The organism is Telluria beijingensis (genome assembly GCF_030770395.1).
Classification (GTDB): domain Bacteria; phylum Pseudomonadota; class Gammaproteobacteria; order Burkholderiales; family Burkholderiaceae_D; genus Telluria; species Telluria beijingensis.
Genome location: NZ_CP132480.1, coordinates 1,465,211 through 1,489,109, shown reverse-complemented (window position 1 = coordinate 1,489,109; position 23,899 = coordinate 1,465,211). Strand labels below are relative to the sequence as shown.

The following is a 23,899-nucleotide window of genomic DNA, read 5'->3' as shown; positions in this document are numbered from 1 at the left end:
CCTCAGATCGACAGGGCGTGGGCACGGTTGTTCAACGCACGCACGACGCTGAACACGGTCAGCGCGGAGGTTTTGGGATTGGCCGCGAGCGGCTTGCCGCGCATGGTCAGCTCGAAGTTGCCGAAGGCGCCGTTGGCTTCGACGTGGTGCACGTTCTCGCTGGCGCCGGGGTCGGCCAGCAGCCGCACCCGGGTGCGGTCCAGGCCCAGCCCGGCCAGCGACAGCGTGGCCGCCACATTGGCGTTCTTCGGATACAGGCGCGCCGCTTCGCGCGCCGAGCCCTCGAAGATCACCACGGGTTCCGCCAGCGTGTCGAGGTCGAACAGCTCCTCGGCCGGGGTGTCCTTCCAGGCGCCGGCCGGCTTGCGGCCCGTGTAGACCACCGAATCGAGGCCGCCGATGCGGGCCGCGGCCAGGGCGTCGATGGCGCCGATCGCGCCCGACAGCAGCTGCACCTGGGTGTTGCCGCGCTGGGCGGCCTGCTCCAGCTTCTCGGCCAGGCCTTCCTCGGACAACGCGCCGACCGAGACCACCATGCACGGGATGCCGCTTTCCAGCGCCGGGATGATGTGCTCGCCGATCGCGCGATGGCCCGCGCATTCGATCAGGAGATCGGGCCGGGCGCCATCCAGCGCCACGCCCACCCTGGCGCCCGGCGCCAGGCTGCGCACGGTGGCGCCGGCGTGCTCGAGGGCGGTCTCGGGCACGATCACGAGGTCGAACACGACTTCGGGATCGCTTTTCAGCAATTCCATCACGCCGACCCCGATAGCCCCGCAACCGATCATCGATACATGCAGCATGGTGTTCTCCTCAGGCGGCGACGGCGGCCGATGCGGCAGGGACCGCGGCCTTGACCGGCGGCCCGGCGAAGGCGGTCTTGAAGCTGCCGATCGACAGCATGTCGATCTCGAGCAGGAACGGGCCCGGCGCGGCCAGCGCCGTCTGCAGCGCGGCGCCGGCGTCGGCCAGGTTCGACACCCGCGCATGGCGCAGCTCCAGCGACTGCGCAAGCAGCGCATAGTCCGGCGTGTGCAGGTCGACGTAGTGGCGGCGGCCGCCGTACTGCACGTCCTGGATGTTCTTGATCACGCCATAGCCCTGGTCGTTCATCAGCACGATCACCATGTCGGCCTGTTCCTGCACCGCGGTGGCCAGCTCGCCCAGGTTCAGGATGAAGCCGCCGTCGCCGGCCAGGCAGAAGGTCTTCTTGCCCGAATCGGTCACCGCCGCGCCCACCGCCGCGCCGATGCCCATCGCCAGGCCCTGGCCGATGCCGCCGCCCAGCGCATGCACACCGGCCAGCGGGTCGAAGATGCGCAGGTAGCGGTTGCCCCAGGTGGAGTTCGACACCGTCACGTCGCGCACCCAGTTGAAGCGGCGCCCGGCCGCCTGCTGCAACTGGTCGACCAGCGCGCTGTAGGGACCGAGGCCGTCGACCAGGCCGGCCACCGCGCTGTCGCGCGCCTGCTGCAGGTCGCCGATGAAGGTCGGATCGATCTCCATCTTGCCCTCGAGCCGGTCGGCCAGCGCCTTCAGGGTCGATTCGGCGTCGCCGCACACGAAATAGTCGCTCTTGTAGCAGCGGCCTTCGGCGGCCGGATCGGCATCGATGCGGTACAGCGCCTGTGGCAACTTGAGTTCGTACTTGAGCGTCTCGTTGCCGCGCAGGCGCGAGCCCACCACCAGCATGGCGTCGCAGCCCTGGTAGAACTGCTCGACCGGCTTGTGCAGGTTGAAGGCGCCCAGCGATTGCGGATGGTCTTCGGGCACCACGCCGCGGCCCTGGGTGGTGGTGACCACGCCGAAGCCCAGGTCCAGCAGGCGCTGGACCTCGCGCGCCGCGCCGCGGCTGCCGCCGCCCAGCCACAGCATCGGGCGGCGGGCGCCGGCCAGCTTGCGCGCCAGTTCGTCGAGCGCATGCTCGGACGGCGCATTGCGCCGCACCGGCAGCGGGCGCAGGTCGGTCGGCGCGTCGATCAGCGCGGCCTGGATGTCGATCGGGATCTCGACGCTGACCGGGCCCATCGGCGGGGTCAGCGCCAGCTGCACCGCCTGTTTCACGACGCCCAGCGCGGTGTCGACGCTGCGGATGCGAAAGGCGGCTTTCGACACCGCCTTGAGCATCGTGAGCTGGTCCGGCGCCTCGTGGATGTACGACAGGCTCTGGTCGAGGTAAGGCGTTTCGATCTGGCCGGTCAGGTGCAGCAGCGGCGTGCCGGCGGTCAGCGCTTCGACCATGGCGCCCGAGGCATTGCCGGCGGCAGTGCCGGTGCTGGTCAGGCACACGCCCAGGCTGCCCGTGGTGCGGGCATAGGCGTCGGCCATGTTGGCGCCGCCCGCTTCGCCGCGCGCCGGCACGAAGCGGATCCGTCCGCGTTCGCCGAACGCATCCAGGATCGGCATATTGTGGATCGAGATCACGCCGAACGCCGCCTTGACGCCGCATTGTTCGAGGAAGGCGGCGATGGCGCAGCCGACGGTGATCTGTTGATTGCTATTGGTGGGATTACGCATGGCGGGAGAGTCCTCCGGAAACATCGATATGGCTGCCTGTTGTGTAGGAGGAAAGCGGGGACGCCAGGAACAGGATGGCGCGCGCCGCTTCCTCGGGTAGGCCGAGACGGCCCAGTTGAATCTGTTTTTTGTGCGCCAGACGGGCGCTCCAGGCGCTCCAGTCCAGCGCGAGGTCCTCGCCCGACCTGGCCTCGAAACGGCGCCGCCACTGGCCCGATTCGACCAGGCCGATCAGGATGCCGTTGACGCGGACGCCCTGCGGCGCGAATTCGGTGGCCAGCGAGCGCACCAGGTTGTGCACGCCGGCGCGGGCGGCCGAGGTGGCGACCATGTGCGGCTCGGGCTGCACGGCCAGCAGCGAGTTGACGCACACGATGGCGGCGTCCGGCTGTCCCTGCAACTGGCCCAGGAAGGCCCGGGTCGGGCGCAGGATCGAAAAGAATTTCAGTTGCAGCTCGTCGAGCCAGGCTTCGTCGCTCGTGTCGGCGAAGGTCGAGACCCGGCCCTGGCCGGCGTTGTTGACCAGGATGGACGCCGCGCCCAGTTCGGCCTCGACGGCGGCGGCGAACGCCTCCACCTGGGCGGTGTCGAGCACGTCGCAGCGCCGCGCCAGCAGGCGCGCCGCGGGAAAGCGCTGGCGCAGCTTGGCGACCGCGCCATCCAGGCGTACGCCGTCGCGGCCGCACAGGGCGACGGCGGCGCCGGCGTCCAGCAGCAGTTCGACGGTGGCATAGCCGATGCCGGAAGAGCCGCCCGTCACCACGGCCACGCGGCCGGCAAGATCGGTCATGCGCATGCTGCCCTCCTCCCTCAACGCGGCCACAGGTTCACGACCTGGGCCGATTCGGATGGCGTGTGGTCGAGCAGCCGCGAAAGCTCGTTGGCCGCCGCGCATACGCGGCTCACCACGGCCTCGTGGCGGTCGGCGGCGATGTGCGGCGCGGGAATCGTGGCGCCCAGCGCCGCCACCACCTTGCCGCTGTGGTCGCGCACCGGCGCGGCCACCGTCGAAATGCCGCGCTCGAAGAAGCCTTCGCCCAGCACATGGCCGCGCTCGCGGTCGTGCTGCACCAGGTTGAACAGGTCGAGCACCGTGTGCGGGGTGTTCTCGCTGTACACCTTCAGGTGTTCTTCGGGATACAGCTCGCGCAGCTGCGGCAGGCTCATGTCCATCAGCAGCACGCGGCCCAGCACCGTGGCGTGCACCGGCAGGCGGGTGCCGACATTGACCGTGCTGGTGAACGGCGCCTCGGCGCTCGACTTGGAGACGTAGATGATCGAACGGCCGTCGCGCACCACCAGGTTGGTCGAATACTGCAGGTCGTCGCGCAGGCGCTCGAGCAGCGGCCGGCCGATCTCGGTCAGTTCCAGCGAGGCCAGGTACTCGAAGCCCATGCGCAGCACCGCCATGCCGAGGCGGTAGTCGCGGCCGCCCGGATTGCGTTCGACGAAGCCCATCCGCTCCAGGGTCGACAGCAGGCGGAACACGGTCGAACGCGGCACGCCCAGGCGCTTGGCCAGTTCGGGCGCCGACAGGTTGCGGTCTTGCCGGCTGAATTCGCACAGCAGGCGCAGGCCGCGCTCGAGGCCAGGTACGGTGTATTTGTCGGCGCCGTCGTCGTCGCCAGTGTCAGGCTTGTTGCTCATGATGGTCTCGTCTTGTTGTGTCAGTTCAGGATCGCCGCGGCCGCGGCCTCGGGTTGTTCCACGTAGCAGGCGTGGCCGGCGCCCTCGATCAGGTCGAACGGCAGGCCGAACACGGCGGCCACGGCGCGGCTGTCCTCGGGCGTGGTCACGCTGTCGGCCGCGCCGCACCACACCTTACCGCGCAGTTTCGCCGCCGGCTGCGCATAGTTCTCGATGCCGTCGCCGCACAGCAGGTGCACCGCCTGGGTGTAGCCGGCCGCGTTCAGCTGCGCCATGTTCCAGCGCACCCAGTCGCGCTGACCGGGGTTCGCGGCTGCCGACAGCAGGCGCGACGAGCGCTGGGTGGCCATGCCGTGGATCCCCAGTTCGCCCAGGGTCGACAGGCGCTCGCGGGTGACCTGCGCGCCTTGCGCAAGGCGCGCCTGCACCCCATAGCCGCGCGCAGGGCTGAGCAGCAGCAGGCGTTCGAGCGAGGTCGCGTCGCTGGCCGCGTAGGCGGCGGCCGTCAGCGCCCCCAATGAGTGGCCGACCAGGACGAAGCGTTCGATACCCAGCGCCTGCGTCAGCTGGCGCAGGCGCGCCGCATAGGCGCGGGCATCGGGCCGGGTCAGGGCCAGCATCGTCGACTTGCCGTAGCCGGGCGCATTCCAGGCGACGATCCGGGCGCCGGGGGCACGGCGCGCGATCTCCAGCGCGCACGGCAGCCAGGACGCCGCCCCGGAGCCGATGCCGTGCAACAGCACGAACGTGTCGCCGGCAACCGGCCGCGCAGCGCCGGGGTCAAACTCGCGGAACGAGACGACGCCGCCGTCGACGGCGATGCAGCGTTCCGGGAAGCGGCGCTCCAGCAGCGACAGAGTGTCTTGCAGGTCGTCCACTTGCGGCGCGATGGCATGGTTCATCTGGTTCAGCCCCGTTTGATCTGGGCCAGCGGATGCTCTGGCGGATAGGTCGGCGTGACCGGCTTCTGGGCGCCGAGCATGACGCACATCAGCGCGTCTTCTTCGCCGATATTGATCTCTTCGCGGTAGACGCCGGGCGGGATCGACACCACGTCGCGGTCGGTCAGGATGGTCTCGAAGCGTTCGCCGTCCTTTTCCAGCACCAGCTTGAGCTTGCCGCGCAGGACGAAGAACACCTCTTCGACGTCGACGTGCAGGTGCGGCGGGCCTTCGTGGCCGGCCGGGATGATCATGGTCGAGAAGGTGAAATGCTCGGACGGGATCACGCTGCTGTCGTTGGCCACGCCGGTGCCGCCGGTGCCGATGTAGCGCATCTGCGCGCGGCCATACTTGGGATCGAAATCGGCCTGGAACTTGAGCGCGTTCCAGTCGTACTTGCGGGTCTCGAAGCGCGCGACGCGGGTATTCATCCACTCTTCGAAGCTGGCGCCTTCCGGGCAATCCCAGCTGCGCTTGGCGTGCTGCTGTTCGGTCATATCGTTCATGGTTGGGCTCCTGGTGATCAGTTCATGACAAAGCCGCCGTTGACGGCAAGGGTCTGGCCGGTGACGAAGCGCGACAGCGACGACAGCGCGAACAGCACCGCACCGGTCACGTCGTCGGGCACCTGCAGCCGCTGCAGCGCGCGGCCGTCCTGGTAGGTCTGGTAGCGCTGGGCCGGCACGTATTCGGTCGCCTCGACCCTGGTCAGGCCGGGCGCGATGGCGTTGACCGTGATGCCGTGCGCGCCTTCCTCGCGCGCCAGCGAGCGGGTCATGCCGATGATGGCGCCCTTGCTGGCGACATAGGCCAGCAGGTTGGGCGCGCCCCACAGCGGCGTGTCCGAGGCCAGGTTGACGATCGCGCCCTGGCCTGACGCGCGCAGCGCCGGCAGGCAGGCATTGGTCATCAGCCAGGTGCCGCGCACATTGACGTCCATGACCTTGTCCCACAGCGCGATGTCGAGCTGCTCCGCGCTGCGGCCGCCCGAGTTGGTGATGGCGGCGTTGTTGACCAGGCCATCGAGGCCGCCCAGCCAGCCGATGGCGGCGCCGGCGCAGGCCTCGATCGCACTTGGCTCGGCCATGTCGAGGGCGAAGCCCTGCACGTCCAGCCCGCGCTGGCGCAAGGCGGCGACGCTGTCTTCCAGCACGTCGTGCAGGATGTCGGCCAGCGCCACGCGGGCGCCGGCTTCGGCGATGGCGGTGGCGAAGGCCAGGCCGAGGCCGCGCGCGGCGCCGGTGACCAGCACCTTGCGGCCGGCGAGCAGTCCAGTAATCTCGTTCATTGAAGCGCTTTCCTCGGTTATCAGTTGGTGCTGGTGGTGGCGCGCGGCAGGTAGTGCAGCACGCGGCGTTCGGCCCACACCACGGCGCCGTAGGTCAGGATGCCGGTGAGCGTGAGCGCGCAGATCGCGACGAACACGGCGGCGGTATTGCCCTGCCCTTCGCCGTCGACCAGCAGGAAGCCCAGGCCCTTGTTGCCGCCCACCAGTTCACCCACCGTGACGCCGATCACGGCCAGGGTGGAGGCGATGCGCAGGCCAGAGAACAGGGCCGGCATGGCGGAGCGGAATTCGACCAGGCGGAAGATCTGCCAGCGGCTGGCGTTCAGCGTGCGCACCAGGTTGACCATGTCCGGGTCGACCGTGCGGATCGCCGACAGCACGTTGATCATCACCGGGAAGAACACGATCAGCACGGCGACCAGCACCTTCGGATAGATCGTGTAGCCGAGCCACATCACGAACAGCGGCGCGAACGCCACCTTGGGCGCGATCTGCAGCGCCAGGATGTAGGGCGAGAGCATCGCCTCGGCGCGCGGGGACAGGCCCAGCGCGACGCCGACGCCCAGCCCCAGCAGCGAGCCGAGGGCGAAGCCGACCACCACTTCGAGCGCGGTGATGCCGAAGTGGCCCAGCAGGTCGCTGTTGTGCCACATGAAGATCGCCTCCTGCACCACGCGCGAGAAGCGCGGCAGGATGAACTCGGGCATGCCCATCCAGCCCGGCCCCCACTCCCAGGCGGCCAGGAAGATGGCCAGCACCAGCAGGCTGCCGCCAACCGTGTAGGCTTTTTCGCGCAGGGCCGGATTGGCCTTCGGCGGCGCCGTCACGGCCGGCGTGGCAACGGTGGTGGCCGTATTCATTTGGCGCCCGTCCCGATGAACTGGTTGGTGTACAGGTCGCCCACGGCGCTGGCGCGGCTCACGATGCCTTCGCCGACGTAGAACTTCTGCACGCTCTCCATGCGCGCCGCGTCGATCTGGCCGAGCGGTTTCTGGTCGGCGTAGACGTATTTGCGGTACATGTTCAGGGTCTCTTCGACCGCCGCCTCCTTGCCCTTGTACGACGGCACCGCGGCCACGTAGGTGGCGGTGGCGGCTTTCGGATCCTTCATGATGTCGTCCATGCCGCGCAGGGTGGCGCGCACCAGGCGCTTGAGCAGTTCGGGTTTGGTCCTGATGGTCTCGTCGGAGGCGAGGATGGCCTGGGCCATGCTCTTGAAGCCGTCGGTCTCGATGATGTCGACCTTGGCGCCGGCGCCGGTGGCGCTCACGATCCAGTCCGGCACGGCGGCCATTGCCTGCGATTTACCGGCCGCGAACACCTGCCATACGCCGGAAGGACCGGCGGCCTGGATCTCGGCGTCGCTCTTGCCCAGGTCGATCGTCTTGAGGTTGCCCAGCAGCGCGTAATAGGTGGTGTCGGTGTACGACATCACGGTGACGGTCTTGCCTTTCAGGTCGCCCAGCGACTTGATGCCGCCGTTCTGGTGCACGCCCACCATCGTCAGCGAGCCGGCGCCGAGCACCGCGATCGCCTTCACCGGCACGCCATTGGCGCGCACGATGATCGGGGTGTCGCCGATGGCGCCGCCGATCAGGGCATTGCCCGAGCCGATCTGCTTGGCCACGTCGACGCCGCCGCGCGCGGCGACGAACGAGACCTTGAGGCCTTCGGCCGCGTAATAGCCCTTCTGCTGGGCGATCATCCACGGCGCGAATGCCAGCGTGTTCGGCGGCGCCGGCAGCAGGTACGTCACTTCTTCCACCGCGGCCAGCGCCGGCGCGCTGCCGGCAAACGCGAACGCGAGGCCCAGGCTGAAGCCGACGCCGGCCCGTGCGAGGATTTTTTGCATGCTCATGAAAACTCCCAGTTTGAATGGTTGAGGTACTTGGCGCGGCTGTCAGTGCAGCTCGGCATCCTGGTTCTTGCCGACCTTGAGCAGTTCCATCAGGCGTCCGGCCAGTGGACCGATCTCGGGCAGCTTGCGGCGTTCGAGCGGGTTGTCGCGGTGCGGCAGGTCGACCATGATTTCTTCGATGATCGTGCCGGGGCGCTCGCTCATCACCAGCAGGCGGTCGGACATCGCAATGCCTTCGATCAGGTCGTGGGTGATGAACAGGGCGGTCTTCTTCTTCTCGAACAGCATCTTGGCGAGGTCTTGCTGCAGGATCATCTTGGTCTGGGCATCCAGGGCCGAGAACGGCTCGTCGAGCAGCAGCACCTGCGGGTCGACCGCCAGGGTGCGGGCCAGCGCGGCGCGCTGGCGCATGCCGCCAGACAGCTGGTAGGGATAGTGGTCTTCGAAGCCCTTGAGGTGGCACTTGGCCAGCAGCGCATCGGCGCTGCGGCGGCGCTCGTCGGCGCCGACGCCGTCGATTTCCAGGCCCAGGGCGACGTTGTCGCGAATGGTGCGCCATGGCATCAACAGGTCCTTCTGCAGCATGAAGGCGACCTTGCGTACCGGCTTGGTCACCAGCTCGCCGCCGACATAGACTTCACCGACCGTCGGCAGGTAGAGGCCGGCGCCCATATTGAGCAGGGTGCTCTTTCCGCAGCCCGAGGGTCCGATGATGGACACCACCTCGCCGCTGCGGATCGAGATATTGACATTTGTAACCGCTGGGCGCGGTTGCGAGGTTTGCCGGTCGATGAAACTTTTACCGACTTTACGGAACTCAATTTCAATCATATGTCTCTCACGGTGTACGGCGCTAGGCGTCGAGTTTGTCTCACATATGAAACAACAATTCATAGGTGAGCTGAGCGTGAGAGAAATATAGCAGACTAATTGCGCTTAACCAGCCCTTTGTTTCAAATAAAAATTCACGTTTTATATATGAGACATACGCACCAGTGATGGGCGTATTTTGTTGTCTAATGGGAAATTAATCCTCGTAAATGCGCCATGGGCATGCAACGACGCACCAAGAGTGGGTTGCAAGAATCAGACAGCAGATCCGCTGTCGACCGCGCATGGACGCGATCTCATGTGGGTGGGGTGCACAGCCGCCCGGCCAGGATCATCGACGCCGGCTTGCCCGTGCGCGGATGCAGCGGCTCGCGCATCTCGATGACGCGCAGGCCGTGCAATTCGAACAGCGCGATCCAGCTCGCGACCGTGCGGAAGTACCATGGCGGCGCGTCCCGGAAATCGTCGCTGAAGCCGGCCCAGCTGCCGGCGCGCCAGCCGTCGACGTACGGCGCGTCGCCGCAAGCCGTCAAGGGGTGAACGGTCTGGACGATCAGCGTGCCGCCCTGGCGCAGGTAAGTCGGCGCGGCGGCGAACAGGCCATCGACCGCTTCTTTCCCGATCAGCGAGAAATTGGCGACGGCGATGTCGGCCGCCAGCGCCAGCTTGCCGGCCGCGATCTCTTCGTAGGACATGACCCGGAACTCGCCGCCGCCCGCCGCCCGCGCCTGCTCGACCAGGCCGGCGATCGCATCCACGCCGACCATCGCTACCCCTGGCAAGGCGCGCACCAGCCAGCCTTCGCCGCAGCCGAGATCGACGCCGCTGCGCGGCGCCTGCGCCCGCACCGCGTCGACGATGGCGGCATCGGTCACCAGCTTGCGCGTTTCGATCTCGCCGCCGCGCACGGCCGCGGTCCATGGTTCGGCGTTGTGCGACCACGATTCGAGGATTGCTGCGTCGGTATGGGCGGTCATGGGCATCTCCTTTGACGCCCATTATGCCCGAGCCGACGTGCCCCGCTTCCAGGGCGGCGGCCGGCGCCATCATCCAGTAGACTGCCAGATCTCCATGCAAGCCGAATCTCGTCCATGAAATCACCGCAACGCCTGCCGCTGCTACTGGTCGCCATCCTGGCCGCGGCCATCACCTTCGCCTTCATCAGGCAGCCGGCCCCGCCCGAGGCGCCGGCGCCGCCCCTGGTGTCGCTGGAAAAGATGGGCCACCTGGTCTCGCTCAAGATGAACTACGCCGACGTGATCGAATTCACCCAGCCGAACGCGGTCGACATCCCCTGGTCGCAATGGGAGGTGCGCCTGGGCAGCACCCGCGTGCTGCTGGTCGCGCGCGGCGACTGCACGGTCGCGACCGACCTGCGCCAGGCGCGCTACGACGACGTCGACGCACGCGCGCGCACCATGACGGTCGTGCTGCCGCCGCCCGCGCCGCTGCAGGCGCGCATCAGCCACGAGGCGCGCAACCGCGGCGGCTCCTACTTCTATGCGGTCACCGACCAGGGCTTGCAAGCCTTCATCCCCTCGGCGCAGACCCGCACCAATGCGATGAACAATGCGCTGGCGACGGCGCAGAAGGCGGTGCAGGCGGCCTGCAAGCAGCCCGGCGTGCTCGATGCCGCGAAAGAAAATGCGGCCGCCGTCCTGCAGGCGACCCTGGGCGCCACCGGCTGGACGCCGAACGTCATCTGGGAAGCGCGCGCCAGCGCCAGCCCCTGAGCTCTCAGGCCGGCGCCGACGTCACAGGCATGAGCGCATCGCCGAGCACGATGCCATCGACGCTCTCGGGCAGCGCCATCGACAGCACCAGGAACGGCCGTTCGATGCCGTTATGGCCGCCGTCGCACTCCGGCAGCAGTTCGCCCTGCGTCGCCGGCACCAGCAGGCGGCGCTCGCGCGTGATGAACGGCGCGACCGGTCCGACCAGGCGCTCGTCGACCGCCAGCACTGCCCGCCGGCCCGTCGGCGCCACGACCTCGATGCAGCGCTGTTCGGCATTGGCCAGGTACAGGTTGCCGCGGCTGTCCATCGCGCTGCCGTAGAAGCTCGGGACAGTCGCCACGTCCTCGATCGCGGCGGCGACCGCATCATCGTCGACCGACGCGTCGCATAGCAGCGCGGTCGGCACGCGCCGGAACGGGCCGGTCGGGGTCGAGAAATACAGCCATTCGCCGTCGGGCGAGATCTCGAGGAAGGTGCAGCCGAGGCGCAGCCGCCCGCCATCGGCGTCGACCAGCACGCGCCGGCCGCTGCCGCGCAGCGGCTGCACCTCGGATTGCAGTAGCAGGGGATGGGCTTCGAGGCGGCGCAGCGTGTGGCCGGTCGCGAGGTCGTGCACCACCAGCGCCCCCAGGCCGGCGTCGGTGAGAATCACACGCGAACCCTGGATGCGCAGGTCGTTCAGGCGGGCGCCCTCGGGCAGGACGTCCGCGCCGAAGCGCAGCGCGCGCAGCAAGGCGCCGCTGTGGGCATCGAACTGCAGCACCTTCTGCGCCCCTGGCAAAGTCGCCTTGCCGTCCGGCGCGCCCTGGTCGACCACCCACAGCGTATCGTCGCCGAAGACGTGGAGGGCACTGACCTGCACGATGGCGTCGTCCACCGGCTTGCCAAAGGCCCAGTCGTTCCAGGCGCCGCCCGGGAACGGCCGCAGCGCGCCATCGCCGTCCACCCGCACCACCGACGGCGTGTCGCGCATGCCGGTCCAGCGCGGCAAGCCGAGGAACATCGCGCCGTCCGTCGTCAACGCCACTGCATTGCACAGGAATTCGGGAGAGCGCGCGGCGATGTCCAGCGTATTGGCGCCGGAAGACGGGTCTTGCTGTCGGTCGTCGTTCGTCATGTTTACCTTTCGCATTGCAAGGGGCGGCGCTACGGCGCGTCAATACATCGCCAACTGGCGGCGAACCCGATGCCTGGTTTGGGATACCGACATTGTAGAAGGCCCATCTATTGTGCAGCGCAATGTTGAACAACGTGGGCAGTGCATGGATAATGACTAGTTACTTATAAGCAAGGATTCCAAATGATTAAAAGTCTGGCCCCTGCCATTGCCCTGTTCACCCTGCTTGCCGCGGCCATGACGGTGCCGGCCTCCGCCCAGAAACCCGAGAGCCGCGCCGAAGCGGTCAAGATCGTGGCCGACATGCGGCGCCTGGTCATGCCGGGCGCGATCGAGCGGACCGAGGCTGTGCGCATCGGCGGCATCGACCAGTGGATCTCGGTGCGCGGCGTGGACCGCCGCAATCCGGTGCTGTTGATGCTGCACGGCGGGCCGGGCTATGTGTCGATGCCGACCAGCTGGTACTTCCAGCGCGGCTGGGAAGACTTCTTTACCGTGGTGCAGTGGGACCAGCGCGGCGCCGGCAAGACCTATGCCGCCAACGATCCGGCCGTCGTGGCGCCGACCATGAAGCGCGAGCGCATGGTCGCCGACACCGAAGAGATGGTGCAATGGCTGCGCAAGGAATTCGGCAAGGAGCGCATCTTCGTGCTGGGCCACTCCTGGGGCAGCTCGCTCGGCATCGAGCTGGCGAGCAAGCATCCGGAATGGCTGCACGCCTATATCGGCATGGGCCAGGCCACCAACGGGCCAGAAGGCGAACGGCGCGGCCTGCGCTTCGCGCTCGACGCCGCGCGGCGCGACAACAACGCCGAGGCGGTGCGCGAGCTCGAGTCGCTGGGCGACTACGCGGCGCCCGGACGCAAGATCGTGCTGAAGGACATCTACCTGCAGCGCAAGTGGCTGGGCTACTACGGCGGCGCCGTGCATGCCCGCAAGGACTTCGCGCATGAGGGCGCCGCGGCGCGCCTGGCGCCCGAGTACACCGATACCGACCTGCGCAAGATGTGGACCGGTAACGACTTCTCCCAAGAACACCTGCTGGCCGAGGTGATCGCGACCGACTTCAGCGTCCACAAGCGCTTCGACTGCCCGATCATCGTCTTCAACGGCCGGTATGACTACAACGTCTCGTCCAGCGTGACCGCCGAGTGGTTCGAGACCGTCAAGGCGCCGTACAAGAAACTGGTGTGGTTCGAGCATTCGGGCCACGAGATGTTCAACGAAGAGCCGGGCAAGATGCTCGATGCGCTGCTGCGCCATGTGCGGCCGATCGCCGAAAAGGCGGGGGACGTGGCGCCCTGAGATCATTCAGGGCGACGCGGGCATCGACCGCAGCAGATGGTGTTGCGCCTCCTTGTACTGGCGCGATGCCTTGAGCCGCTCCAGATAGCGAATCGGCCGCCGCTGGTCCATGCCGATCTCGTAATCCAGGCTGCCGCGCGCACCGCAATACGCCGCGCAGGTACGTGCGGCATCGGGTGACGGTCGGTCGGTGAGCGTCAACTTGCCGTTTTCTTCCCCAACCTTGAGCACGCAAGGCGGGTCGCCTGCGGTCGGCGGCTGCGGATCGCGATGGACGAACATGCCGCCCTCGAAGCGCGCCATGCCGTGGATGCCGCAGGTGTGGCCATTGAAGAAATCGAGATGCACGCGCAGGTAGACATGCTCGCGGTCGTACGGGACGATCTCGATGATGTTCTCGGCCTGGTAGGACTCGGTCTCTTCCCTGCCGGGCACGATTATTCCGCTCGTGAAGCGGTGCTTGTACACCCCGGCGATGCGTTCCATCGACTGCTCGGCCGGCGACACCGCCGCAGAGGCGCCGACGGCGCCTGCAAGGATGACGCCTGCCAGGAAAAAGCCTGTATATTTCATCTGCAGCCTTCCAATGTAAAGACGCTTTCCTGCAGACGGCGCACGTACTACTACGTACGCAATCCACATGGGCATTCGTGTAAAATCGTCAGAGCAGCTTATCCAAAATTCGCTAGAAATTCGCGCGATAATCAACTATATAGGTGACAAAACCATGCGAGTCTTCCCGTCCAAAGGAAAATCCCTCGTCTTCGCCCTCGCAGCATCCGTTCTCTCCGCCAGCGCCTTCGCCCAGAACTGGCCGACCGGCACCGTGACCGTGGTCGTGCCATGGCCGGCCGGCGGCCCGTCCGACATCGCCGCGCGCCCGCTGGCGAAAGGCCTGACCGAAGGCCTCAAGCAGTCGTTCGTGGTCGACAATCGCGGCGGCGGCGGCGGCAATATCGGCACCGCAGCGGTCACCCGTTCCAAGGCGGACGGCCAGACCCTCCTGATCACCTCGAGCGCACCGATCGTGATCAATCCGAGCCTGTACAAGAAGATGGCGTTCGATCCGGCGAAAGACCTGATCCCGGTCACCAACCTGCTGCGCGCGCCGCTGGTGCTGGTCGCCCACCCATCGGTGCCGGCCAAGAACGTCAAGGAACTGCTGGCCCACATCCAGTCGAAGAAAGGCCAGTTCTCGTACGCGTCGGCCGGCAACGGCACCCCGCAGCACCTGACCGGTGAACTGTTCCGCGGCGTGACCAAGCTCGACATGGTGCACGTGCCGTACAAGGGCTCGGCGCCGGCGATTTCCGACCTGCTGGGCGGCCACATCCCGATCATGTTCGACTCCACCATCGCGATCATGCCGCACATCAAGAGCGGCAAGGTGAAGCCGATCGCCATCTCGGGCAACAAGCGCTCGCCGCTGCTGCCGGACGTGCCGACCTTCGCCGAAGCGGGCCTGAACATCGAGTCCTATGCCTGGTACGGCCTGTTCGTGCCGGCCAAGACCCCGAAAGCCGTGGTCGACAAGATCAATGCCGAATCGCAGAAGGTCATGAAAGGCGCCGACTTCCAGCGCGTGCTGGCCGATACCGGCACCGAGTACGTGGGCGATTCGCCGGAAAACTTCGGCAAGTTCGTCCAAGCCGAAGCGGCGAAATGGTCGAAGATCGTGAAGGACAGCGGCGCGACCGTCGACTGATCCACGCAATCGGCAGCACCTGATGAAACGGGTGACGCGGCGCTGCCGGGTCACCCGTTTTTCTTATGTCCGCGCTTCCTTCAGTGCGACATGGTGGAAGTGCGGCGACGTCAGCCTGACGCCCGCCGCATCGAATACGTCCAGCACGTTCTGGTGCAGGTGGTTGCGTACCTCGGCGCGCTCGCGCGGCCCTTCCGCCGCCGCGTGCGCGCACAGGCGGTATTCGATATAGAAGTCCGACAGCGCCGCCTGCACGATGAAAGGCCTGGGTTCGAGCGCGATGCCGCGCGTCGCCCCGGCCGCCTGTTCCAGCAGCGCGTGCACCGTGCGCCATGGCGTGTCGTAGCCGACCGTGACCTTCACCTCGGTGACGAAGCCGTCACCGGCCACGCCGTCGCGCGAAAAATTGCTGGTGGTGTTCGACAGCACCCAGGCATTCGGCATCAACACCTCTTCGCCACTGCCGGTGCGCAGGCGGGTCTCGAACATGCCCATGTCGACCACCGTGCCCTCCTTGTCGCCCACCCGCACGTATTCTCCCTTGCGCAGCGAGCGGGTGTACATCAGGATCAGCCCCGCCGCGCCCTGCGCGACGATGCTCGAGGCGCCGATCGAGACCATCAGGCCGGCCAGCACCGTCACGCCCTGGAAGGCCGCCGTGTGCGAACCGGGCAGGTAGGGATAGGACATCGCCAGCGCGAACAGGCCCACCACCAGGTTGACCAGGCGCCGGGTCGGCGCCGCCGTGTCCTGGTCCAGCCAGCCCACCTGCAATTCGCCGCTCTCGACCCGCTTGAACACCGAGGCCGCAGTCAGCATCACCAGGCGCGCCAGCGCCGCGATCACCAGCACCACCAGCAGGCCGGGAATCGCGGCCGCCATCGACTGGCCGATGCCCACCGCCAGCTCGACCAGGTAGCCCTTGAGCCATTCGCCCCAGCTGCGGGTGTAGGCAAACTCGCCGAGCAGGAAGCTGATCCAGATATAGGTGGCCAGCAGGCGCAGGCCCCACACCACCGCCATCGTCACCTGGCGCAGAAAGCTCACATAGAGCTGGGCGTCGAGCAGGCGCACGTTGCGAAAGCTCACCCGCGCCAGCCGCACCCCGAGCAGGCGCTCGAAGCGGCTCTTGACCGCGCTGCGCAAGGCCACCAGCACCCGCAGCACGAAGGCGTAGGCCAGGGTCGCGGCCAGGCATAGCGCGACCGCCTCGACCAGCACCCGCGGATCGCCCGCCTCGCGCCGAGCGGCCAGCGCGCGCTCCAGTTTTTGCGCGCTGTCCTGCGCAACGTCGTGCGGGGTATCTCCGGCCAGCGCATTGACGTCGCCCGGCGTCACCAAAAAGAGCGGCGCGCCGTCGAGCAGCACCTGGCTGCCTTGGGCGATCTGGCTCACCGTCGTGCGCTGCGGCCCCTTGCGGACGAGGGCCCGGTCCAGGCGGCGCTGGGCAGCCTCGAGGCGGTCCTGCGGCGAATGGCCGGCCAGGATGGCGCGGAACACGAACACCTTGCGCGTGGCGACGGTGAAATCGGCGCGCACCGCGGGCTGGGCTGCGGCCGTGGTGGCCGGGCCGGTCGCCGCCTCGGGTTCGGCCGCCCAGGAAAATGAATACACCGCCAGCAAGGCCAGGGCTAGAAAGGCTCGGATGATCGCCATGAGACTACGCAAATCGATAAAAACGAAATGTTACCCCAGAACACTTATTCTCATCTGGTACGACCACGCACATACAACAGCAAATGGCGAATTCTTGCCGCGATCTAACGTGTTCCGTGTCTTTTCGATAACGACTAACATCTTCGTCACACTACCATCGAGGAGCAAGCATGAGTTCGGAAGACCAGAAGCCAGAAGGCGTGACGCCGTCGCGCCGCCGTTTCGTGAGTACCGTCGCCGCCGGCGTCGCCGCCTCGGCTGCCGCCGTCCCGGCCCTGGCCCAGCAGGCGGCCAGCAGCAACCAGCCGGCGCCGACCGCCGCGCGCGAAGCGGCCAAGCGCTATCCGCGTCCGCCTTTCCCCAAGCAGGACCAGCCCTGGCCGGCCCTGGCCAGCAAGATGACGCCGCGACCGGACCACGGCGAGACCACTTATCGCGGCAGCGGCCGCCTGGCGGGACGCAAGGCCCTGATCACCGGCGGCGACTCGGGCATCGGCCGCGCCGCCGCCATCGCCTATGCGCGCGAAGGCGCCGACGTCGCCATCGGCTACCTGCCGGCCGAAGAGGCCGATGCGCGCGAAGTCATGCAGCTGATCCGCGACGCCGGCCGCAAGGCGGTGGCCATCCCGGGCGACATCCGCGACGAAGCCTTCTGCAAGAAGCTGGTGGAGACGGCGGTGCGCGAGCTGGGCGGCCTGGACATCCTGGTCAACAATGCCGCGCGCCAGCAGAACAACGATTCGATCCTCGACATCACCAGCGAGCAGTTCGACTGGACCATCAAGACCAATGTGTACGCGGTGTTCTGGATCACCAAGGCGGCGATCCCGCATATGCGGGCCGGCAGCGCGATCATCACGACCTCGTCGCAGACGGCCTACGATCCACCGGAAAAACTGCTCGACTATGCCGGCACCAAGGCCTTCGAGGTGGCGTTCACGAAGTCGCTCGCCAAGCAGATGGCGGCCAGGGGAATCCGGGTCAATGCGGTGGCGCCGGGGCCGGTGTGGACGCCGCTGCAGCTGGCGGGCGGCAATTCGCCGGAGGGGCGCGAGAAGTTTGGCGAGGATACGCCGATGAAGCGTCCCGGCCAGCCGGCCGAGCTGGCGGCGGTATTCGTCACGCTGGCGTCGGACGAATCGAGTTATACCACCGGCCACGTGTATGGCGTGGCGGGCGGCGGCGGGCAGCCGTAAGCGTTCACTATCGGCCTGCCCGGTGCTGCCGGGCGGGCGCTTACCTCCTGCGCAGCAGGCGCGCGAGCAGCGAGGCGAAGGAACGGGTGCGAATCAGCTGGCCCAGCGGACCGGCGTTGTTGCAGCGCGAGATAACAGTCATCACTTTCCCCTTAGACATAGCTTGGCAGATTAGCCATACCGGGCGCGTTGTTCCGTGCGCTGGCTCGCATAGCGCTCCGGCTCGCCGATCCCTAGCGCGCGCGCCTCGATCCGCCAGCGTCCTATCATGAACCCTTCGTAGGGCGACGCTCTGCCCCAATCGGGGTGAGCGTCGCATTGTTCGCAACGTCAATAGACAAGGAGGAACACATGGGCTACGCAGACCGCGATAAATACGGTATCTACAGGGGCGCCACGAACGCCGGGCCGGGACCATCCCTGATGGGCGCCGACACCCTGATCGGCGACAGTGTCGTCAACGCCGCCGAGGAAGACCTGGGCGATATCAAGGAAATCATGCTCGACATGCAGACCGGCCAGGTGGCGTATGCCGTGCTGGCCTTCGGCGGGTTCCTGGGCATGGGCGAAAAACTGTTCGCCGTGCCCTGGCAGGCGCTGCACCTGGACACGGTGAATAAACGCTTCGTGCTCAATGTCGACAAGGACCGTCTCAAGACGGCGCCCGGCTTCGACAAGGACGCCTGGCCGGATATGAGCGACCTGAGCTGGGCCAGCGGCATCCACAGCTTCTATGGCACCGACCCCAACCGTTCGGGCGCGCCGACCATGGGGCCGGGCGTGCCGATGGGCGGCATGGTCGGCGGCGCCGGGACCGGCAGCGCTACCTACGCCGGCGGCGCGATGGGCTCGAGCGTGGGCGCCGGGCATGCGGGCTCCAGCAGCCTGGGTGGCGCGGGGGCCGGCATGGGCGATTCGCGGGCCAACCAGGGGCCGGGGTCGAGCGTCGATCCGCGTTCAGGGAACCTGGGCGACGACAAGGACCTGAGCCGGATCCGGGGTAGCAATATCGGTTGAGTCGTTCAGGTTGGACGCCTGGAAGGGGGACCCTTCCACCCTACGATCGATGTTCATGCGAACGTCGATCGTAGCGTGGTCGGCTCCGCCGACCACGCGTTCAACCGCCGCCCTCACGTCAACAAAACACGAAATCGTCGTTCGAACGCGGAACGCCACGCAACGCCTCCCTCACGACGTACCCTGCCAGGCCGACGACGGCCACCACCAGTACCCACAGTCCAGACATGATCGACTCCCGCTGCACAGCCCGTTTTAGCACAGGTGTGCGAAATGAAAAGAAAAAAAGGGACGGCAACGCCCGCCCCGGCCCGATCGCCCCTATTCCAGGTCGCTGAAACTCCGATAAGTGGAAATAAGACGGTTGAACGCCCGCTGCGCCCGCCTGGGCGCGCCATCGTCGTGCAGGAAGCGCGCGTCGTGCATCACGCCGATCACGAGGCTGTAGATCTCGAACACCAGCTGTTCGGGTTCGGTATCGGGCCGCAGGTGGCCGGCTTCCATCGCCTGCAGCACCGCCTTGCGCATCGATGCGCGCCAGCGCAGCACGCCCGCCTCGATGCGCTCGCGCAGCGGGTGCGGCATCGGAATGTCGTCGAATTCGAAAGCGCCCGCCGTGTAGAGGCAGGCGCCGCGCGCGGTTTCGCCGGCAACCTTCTTGAGCCACAGGTTGACCATGGCAGACAGGCGCGGCAGACCGCGCGGCGCGCTCACGGCTGGCAGGAAGATGTCTTCGTTGAAGCGCCGGTCGTATTCGTCCAGCACCGCCGCCTGCAGGGCCTCGAGCGAGCCGACGCGCGCGAACACGCCGCTCTTGCTGATGCCGGTGCGCTTGGACAATTCGCCCAGCGACAGCCGGCCGATACCCTCGGCGGCCGCCATCGCGACCGCGGCATCGAGGATGGCGGCATAGGTCGCTTCGCTTTTGGACGTGGTGTTCATGGCACCACTTTAGCACAGGTGTGCGAAACCGCAAGCGGTTTCGCACAAAGCTAGCGTAACATCGACTCCCACACCTTTTGCAGGCGCTTGGCCGACACCGGCATCGGCGTCCTCAGCTCTTGCGCGAACAGCGATACCCGCAGCTCTTCCAGCATCCACCTGAACTCGGTCATGCGCGGATCGTTGTTCTTGCCCGCCATATTCTTGAGCGTGCGCTGGAACTGGCTTGCAGCCGTCTGCCACTCGGCCATCAGCTGCGCATCGCGCGATGGATTGCCGCGCAGCTTCTCGAGACGAACGTTGATCGCCTTCAGGTAGCGCGGGAAGTGCGCCAGCTGGCTGTACTCGTTGTCGGCGATGAAGCGCTTGTGCACCAGGGCCTGCAGCTGGGCCATGATGTCCGAGGACACCGCCTGCGGCAGGCTTTGCACCCGCTTGGGCAGGCCGTGGTACTCGCCCAGAATCTGGCCGGCCAGGCGCGCCACCTCGTTGATGAGCAGGCCGATGCGGCCCTTGCCTTCGTCCTTGCGCTTGTTGAACGAGGCCGCATCGACCGGCAGCGGATCCTGCAAACACGCGATGTCGATCGCCTTGGCCACGATCTGGTCGCGCAAGTCTTCCTGCGAGCCGATGTTCATGAACTGCATGCCCATGCCCTGCAGGCCGGGGATGTTCTTCTCGGCGAACTTGAGCTGCTCCTTGAACTGCAGCGCAAACAGCCGGCGCAGGCCCACGCGGTGGGTGCGCGCGGCCACGTTCGGGTCGTCGAACACCTCCAGGTCGCAGTGCGTGCCCTTGTCGACCAGCGCCGGGAAGCCGATCAGGGTCAGCTTGCCCTGGTTGATCTCCAGCAGTTCGGGCAGCTCGCCGAAGGTCCAGCCGGTCAGATTCGTGTGCTGGCGGCCGGATGCCGATTCCTGTGCAGGCGCTGCAGTGGTCTGTGGCGCGTTGCCCTTCCCTTTGCCCGCCGGCGCTGGCGCGGCAACCGGCGCCGCCGCCACCGGCCGCGCCGCCTGCGCACGCGCATTGGCGGCCGCCGGCGTCGCTTCCGCCATCTTCTGGAAGCTCTGGCGCGCCTGCCCGCCCAGCTCGGCCTGCAAGGTCGACAGGTTGCGTCCCATCTCCAGCTGGCGGCCATGCTCGTCGATGACCTTGAAGTTCATGGACATGTGGGCAGGCAGGGTCTCGAGCTTGAAGTCGGCCGTCTTCACCGCCACGCCGGTCTGCGCGCGCACGTCCATGATCAGCACGTCGACCAGGTCGCCGCGCCCGAAGGCGTTCGCCGCATGGATGCGGTCGACGAACTTCGCCGCATACTCGGGCAGCGGCACGCAGTGGCGGCGCAGCTTCTGCGGCAGGGATTTCAGCAGCAGGTGCACCTTTTCCTTGATCATGCCCGGCACCAGCCAGGCCGGCCGCTCCTGGGGAATCTGGTTCAGCGCGAACAGCGGCACCGCGAGCGTGACGCCATCGCGCACGCTGCCCGGCTCGAAGTGGTACGTCAGGCCCATCTCGATGCCGGTCACGACCATCGTCTTCGGGAACAGCTCGGTGGTGACGCCGGCCGCCTCGTGCCGCATCAGTTCTTCGCGGTTCAGATAGAGCAGCTTCGGATTGTCGCGCGCCTGGTCCTTGTACCACTTCTCGAAACCGGCGCCATTCACGATGTCGTGCGGGATCTCGTTGTCGTAGAAGGCCGCGATCAGCTGGTCGTCGACCAGCACGTCCTGGCGGCGCGACTTGTGCTCGAGGTTCTCGATGTCCTTCACCAGCTTGTGGTTGTGGATGTAGAACGGCAGCCGCGTCTCGTAGTCGCCCGCCACCAGCGCGTCGCGGATGAAGATCTCGCGCGCTTCAACCGGGTTGCGCTGGCCGTAGTTGATGCGCCGCCCGCCATAGATGACGATGCCGTACAAGGTCGCGCGCTCGAGCGCCGTCACTTGCGCCTGCTTCTTTTCCCAGCGCGGCTCGCCCCAGGATTTCTTCAGCAGGTGGCCCCCGATCTTCTCCACCCACTCGGGCTGGATCTGGGCGATCGTGCGCGCGTACAGGCGCGTGGTCTCGACCAGCTCGGCCGCCATGACCCAGCGCCCCGCCTTCTTGCCCAGCGTCGAACCGGGCCAGATGTGGAACTTGATGCCGCGCGCGCCAAGATACACGCCGCCCTGCTCGTCCTCGGACTTGAAGCCGATATTGCCCAGCAAGCCGGTCAGCAGCGCCAGGTGCAGTTGCTCGTAGGTGGCGGGGGACTCGTTCAGGCGCCAGCCCTGCTCGCGCACGATGGTGAGCAGCTGCGAGTGCACATCGCGCCACTCGCGCAGGCGCAGCTGCGACAGGAAGTTGGCGCGGCAGTTGTCCTGCAGCTGGCGATTGGTCTTCTTGTGCGCGATCGCGTCCTCGAACCAGGCCCAGATCTTCAGGTAGCTGAGGAACTCGGATTTCTCGTCCGCGAATTTCTTGTGCTTCTCGTCGGCCTGCTGCTGGTACTCGATCGGGCGGTCGCGCGGATCCTGCGTCGACAGGGCCGAGGCCACGATCAGCATCTCGCTCAAGCAGTGGTTGTCCAGCGCGGCCAGGATCATGCGGCCCACGCGCGGGTCGAGCGGCAGCTTGGCCAGTTTGCGGCCCAATGGCGTGAGCTCGTTGTCGTCGTCGACCGCGCCGACTTCCTGCAGCAGCTGGTAGCCGTCAGCGATCGCGCGGCCTTGCGGCGCCTCGATGAAGGGGAAGGTCTCGACGTCCGTCAGGCGCAGCGACTTCATGCGCAGGATGACGGCCGCCAGCGATGAGCGCAGGATTTCCGGTTCGGTGAACTTCGGCCGCTTTTGAAAATCGTCTTCCTCGAACAGGCGGATGCAGACGCCATCGGCCACGCGGCCGCAACGGCCGGCGCGCTGGTTGGCCGCCGACTGCGCGATCGGCTCGACCTGCAACTGCTCGACCTTGTTCCTGAAACTGTAGCGTTTTACGCGCGCCAGGCCGGTATCGACCACGTAGCGGATGCCCGGCACGGTCAAGGAGGTTTCGGCCACGTTGGTGGCCAGCACGATGCGGCGCGCGTTGCCGCTCGGGCGGAACACGCGGTCCTGCTCTTCGACCGACAGGCGCGCGAACAGCGGCAGGATGTCGACATGCGGCGGATGGTGCTTGCGCAGCGCCTCGGCACAGTCGCGGATCTCGCGTTCGCCCGGCAGGAACACCAGCACGTCGCCCGAACCGAGGCGACAAAGCTCATCGACGGCGTCGACCACGCCATCCATCAGATCGCGCTTCTCGCGCGCGGCCTGGGCCTTCGGCATGGGTTTGCTGGCGTCGCTTGGCACACCCGGCGTCACGGGATCGCGGTCGATCGGACGGTAGCGCACCTCGACCTGGTACAGGCGGCCCGAGACCTCGATCACCGGCGCTGGTTTGTCGTTCGCGGCGAAATGGCGCGCGAAGCGCTCGGCGTCGATGGTGGCCGAGGTGATGATCACTTTCAGGTCCGGACGCCGCGGCAGCAACTGCTTGAGGTAGCCGAGCAGGAAGTCGATGTTCAGGCTGCGCTCATGCGCCTCATCGATGATGATCGTGTCGTAGTTGCGCAGCAGCGGATCGGTCTGCGTTTCGGCCAGCAGGATACCGTCGGTCATCAACTTGACCGAGGCGCCCTTCTGCAGGGTGTCGTTGAAACGCACCTTGAAGCCGACGTGCTCGCCCAGCGGCGAACCGAGTTCCTGGGCGATGCGCTTGGCGGTCGACGACGCGGCAATACGGCGCGGCTGCGTGTGGCCGATCAAACCCTTGCTGCCGCGGCCCAGTTCCAGGCAGATCTTCGGCAGCTGGGTGGTCTTGCCCGAACCGGTTTCGCCCGACACGATGACCACCTGGTTTTCCTGGATGGCCTTCGCGATCTCGGCGCGGCGGCCCGAGACTGGCAGGTCTTCGGGAAAGGTAATCGGGGGCAGCGGATTGCGCACGACCGGAGCGTCTTCGCGCGGCGCGCGTTCCTGGCGTGGACGCGACTCACCGCGTTCGCCCGGTGCACGACGGGGACGACGTTCGGAAGAGTTGGCATTGGCGGTGGCGCCCGCTTCGCGCGCCGGCTGTTGCGAAGGCTTGTTACTCTGTTCAGACATTGATTTTTACAAGGATTTGGTGCGC

Annotated in this window: 21 protein-coding genes; 5 read left to right on the top strand and 16 right to left on the bottom strand. The window is 67.0% G+C overall.

All coding sequences use genetic code 11. The features are described from left to right. Positions 1-2: 2 nt before the first annotated feature. From Q9246_RS06615 to Q9246_RS06565, 11 genes are all read right to left on the bottom strand, one after another. Positions 3-803, bottom strand: a complete 801-nt coding sequence (locus Q9246_RS06615) for an aspartate dehydrogenase (protein WP_306396392.1) — start codon at positions 801-803, stop codon at positions 3-5. A gap of 10 nt (positions 804-813) precedes the next feature. Further along, positions 814-2,517, bottom strand: a complete 1,704-nt coding sequence (locus Q9246_RS06610) for a thiamine pyrophosphate-binding protein (RefSeq protein WP_306396391.1) — start codon at positions 2,515-2,517, stop codon at positions 814-816. After that, positions 2,510-3,313: an SDR family oxidoreductase gene (locus Q9246_RS06605; protein ID WP_306396390.1), complete on the bottom strand. Its 804-nt coding sequence runs from the start codon at positions 3,311-3,313 to the stop codon at positions 2,510-2,512. Before Q9246_RS06605 ends, Q9246_RS06610 begins: the two co-directional genes overlap by 8 nt. 14 nt (positions 3,314-3,327) lie before the next feature. Then, on the bottom strand, positions 3,328-4,164 hold the full coding sequence (locus Q9246_RS06600; RefSeq protein ID WP_306396388.1) for an IclR family transcriptional regulator: 837 nt from the start codon (positions 4,162-4,164) through the stop codon (positions 3,328-3,330). A 20-nt stretch (positions 4,165-4,184) separates the two neighbouring features. Next, positions 4,185-5,066, bottom strand: a complete 882-nt coding sequence (locus Q9246_RS06595; RefSeq protein WP_306396387.1) for an alpha/beta fold hydrolase — start codon at positions 5,064-5,066, stop codon at positions 4,185-4,187. A gap of 5 nt (positions 5,067-5,071) precedes the next feature. Beyond that, positions 5,072-5,611, bottom strand: a complete 540-nt coding sequence (locus tag Q9246_RS06590) for a cupin domain-containing protein (RefSeq protein ID WP_306396386.1) — start codon at positions 5,609-5,611, stop codon at positions 5,072-5,074. A 17-nt stretch (positions 5,612-5,628) separates the two neighbouring features. Next, positions 5,629-6,393 carry an SDR family oxidoreductase gene (locus Q9246_RS06585; protein WP_306396385.1) on the bottom strand — a complete coding sequence of 255 codons (765 nt, stop codon included), beginning with the start codon at positions 6,391-6,393 and terminating at the stop codon, positions 5,629-5,631. Between the two features lie 20 nt (positions 6,394-6,413). After that, positions 6,414-7,253 carry an ABC transporter permease gene (locus Q9246_RS06580; RefSeq protein WP_306396383.1) on the bottom strand — a complete coding sequence of 280 codons (840 nt, stop codon included), beginning with the start codon at positions 7,251-7,253 and terminating at the stop codon, positions 6,414-6,416. Then, positions 7,250-8,245, bottom strand: a complete 996-nt coding sequence (locus tag Q9246_RS06575; protein ID WP_306398107.1) for an ABC transporter substrate-binding protein — start codon at positions 8,243-8,245, stop codon at positions 7,250-7,252. The genes Q9246_RS06580 and Q9246_RS06575 overlap by 4 nt, the downstream gene beginning before the upstream one ends. 48 nt (positions 8,246-8,293) lie before the next feature. Then, positions 8,294-9,082, bottom strand: a complete 789-nt coding sequence (locus Q9246_RS06570; RefSeq protein WP_306396382.1) for an ABC transporter ATP-binding protein — start codon at positions 9,080-9,082, stop codon at positions 8,294-8,296. A gap of 296 nt (positions 9,083-9,378) precedes the next feature. Then, entirely contained in the window at positions 9,379-10,059 is a 681-nt protein-coding gene (locus Q9246_RS06565; RefSeq protein ID WP_306396380.1) for a methyltransferase domain-containing protein, read from the bottom strand. 114 nt (positions 10,060-10,173) lie between these two features. On the opposite strand from Q9246_RS06565, the gene Q9246_RS06560 reads away from it, so the two are divergent. After that, the gene (locus tag Q9246_RS06560; protein WP_306396378.1) at positions 10,174-10,815 is read left to right on the top strand and encodes a DUF4230 domain-containing protein; all 642 of its coding nucleotides are present in this window, start codon (positions 10,174-10,176) and stop codon (positions 10,813-10,815) included. A 4-nt stretch (positions 10,816-10,819) separates the two neighbouring features. Here Q9246_RS06560 and Q9246_RS06555 read toward each other — a convergent pair whose 3' ends face one another. Further along, positions 10,820-11,935 (bottom strand): L-dopachrome tautomerase-related protein, encoded by a 1,116-nt coding sequence (locus Q9246_RS06555; RefSeq protein ID WP_306396377.1) that lies wholly within the window; start codon positions 11,933-11,935, stop codon positions 10,820-10,822. Between the two features lie 183 nt (positions 11,936-12,118). Here Q9246_RS06555 and Q9246_RS06550 point away from each other — a divergent pair, with 183 nt between their 5' ends. Next, positions 12,119-13,240: an alpha/beta fold hydrolase gene (locus tag Q9246_RS06550; protein WP_306396376.1), complete on the top strand. Its 1,122-nt coding sequence runs from the start codon at positions 12,119-12,121 to the stop codon at positions 13,238-13,240. Positions 13,241-13,246: 6 nt separating this feature from the next. Here Q9246_RS06550 and Q9246_RS06545 read toward each other — a convergent pair whose 3' ends face one another. Continuing rightward, positions 13,247-13,813 (bottom strand): hypothetical protein, encoded by a 567-nt coding sequence (locus Q9246_RS06545; RefSeq protein ID WP_306396374.1) that lies wholly within the window; start codon positions 13,811-13,813, stop codon positions 13,247-13,249. Positions 13,814-13,967: 154 nt separating this feature from the next. Between Q9246_RS06545 and Q9246_RS06540 the strand changes: the two genes are divergently transcribed. Further along, positions 13,968-14,945, top strand: coding sequence for a Bug family tripartite tricarboxylate transporter substrate binding protein (locus tag Q9246_RS06540; protein ID WP_306396373.1), 978 nt, complete (start codon positions 13,968-13,970; stop codon positions 14,943-14,945). A gap of 63 nt (positions 14,946-15,008) precedes the next feature. Here Q9246_RS06540 and Q9246_RS06535 read toward each other — a convergent pair whose 3' ends face one another. Further along, positions 15,009-16,601 carry a mechanosensitive ion channel family protein gene (locus Q9246_RS06535; RefSeq protein WP_306396372.1) on the bottom strand — a complete coding sequence of 531 codons (1,593 nt, stop codon included), beginning with the start codon at positions 16,599-16,601 and terminating at the stop codon, positions 15,009-15,011. A gap of 170 nt (positions 16,602-16,771) precedes the next feature. Between Q9246_RS06535 and Q9246_RS06530 the strand changes: the two genes are divergently transcribed. Next, positions 16,772-17,797: an SDR family oxidoreductase gene (locus Q9246_RS06530; RefSeq protein WP_306396370.1), complete on the top strand. Its 1,026-nt coding sequence runs from the start codon at positions 16,772-16,774 to the stop codon at positions 17,795-17,797. A 351-nt stretch (positions 17,798-18,148) separates the two neighbouring features. Next, positions 18,149-18,814, top strand: coding sequence for a PRC-barrel domain-containing protein (locus Q9246_RS06525; RefSeq protein ID WP_306396368.1), 666 nt, complete (start codon positions 18,149-18,151; stop codon positions 18,812-18,814). Positions 18,815-19,135: 321 nt separating this feature from the next. On the opposite strand, the gene Q9246_RS06520 is transcribed toward Q9246_RS06525, so the two are convergent. Together Q9246_RS06520 and hrpA are read right to left on the bottom strand one after the other, a co-directional pair. Beyond that, a complete protein-coding gene (locus tag Q9246_RS06520; protein ID WP_306396367.1) occupies positions 19,136-19,756 on the bottom strand; it encodes a TetR/AcrR family transcriptional regulator in 621 nt (206 codons plus the stop codon). 50 nt (positions 19,757-19,806) lie between these two features. Next, a complete protein-coding gene (gene hrpA, locus Q9246_RS06515; protein ID WP_306396366.1) occupies positions 19,807-23,874 on the bottom strand; it encodes an ATP-dependent RNA helicase HrpA in 4,068 nt (1,355 codons plus the stop codon). Positions 23,875-23,899 lie beyond the last annotated feature (25 nt).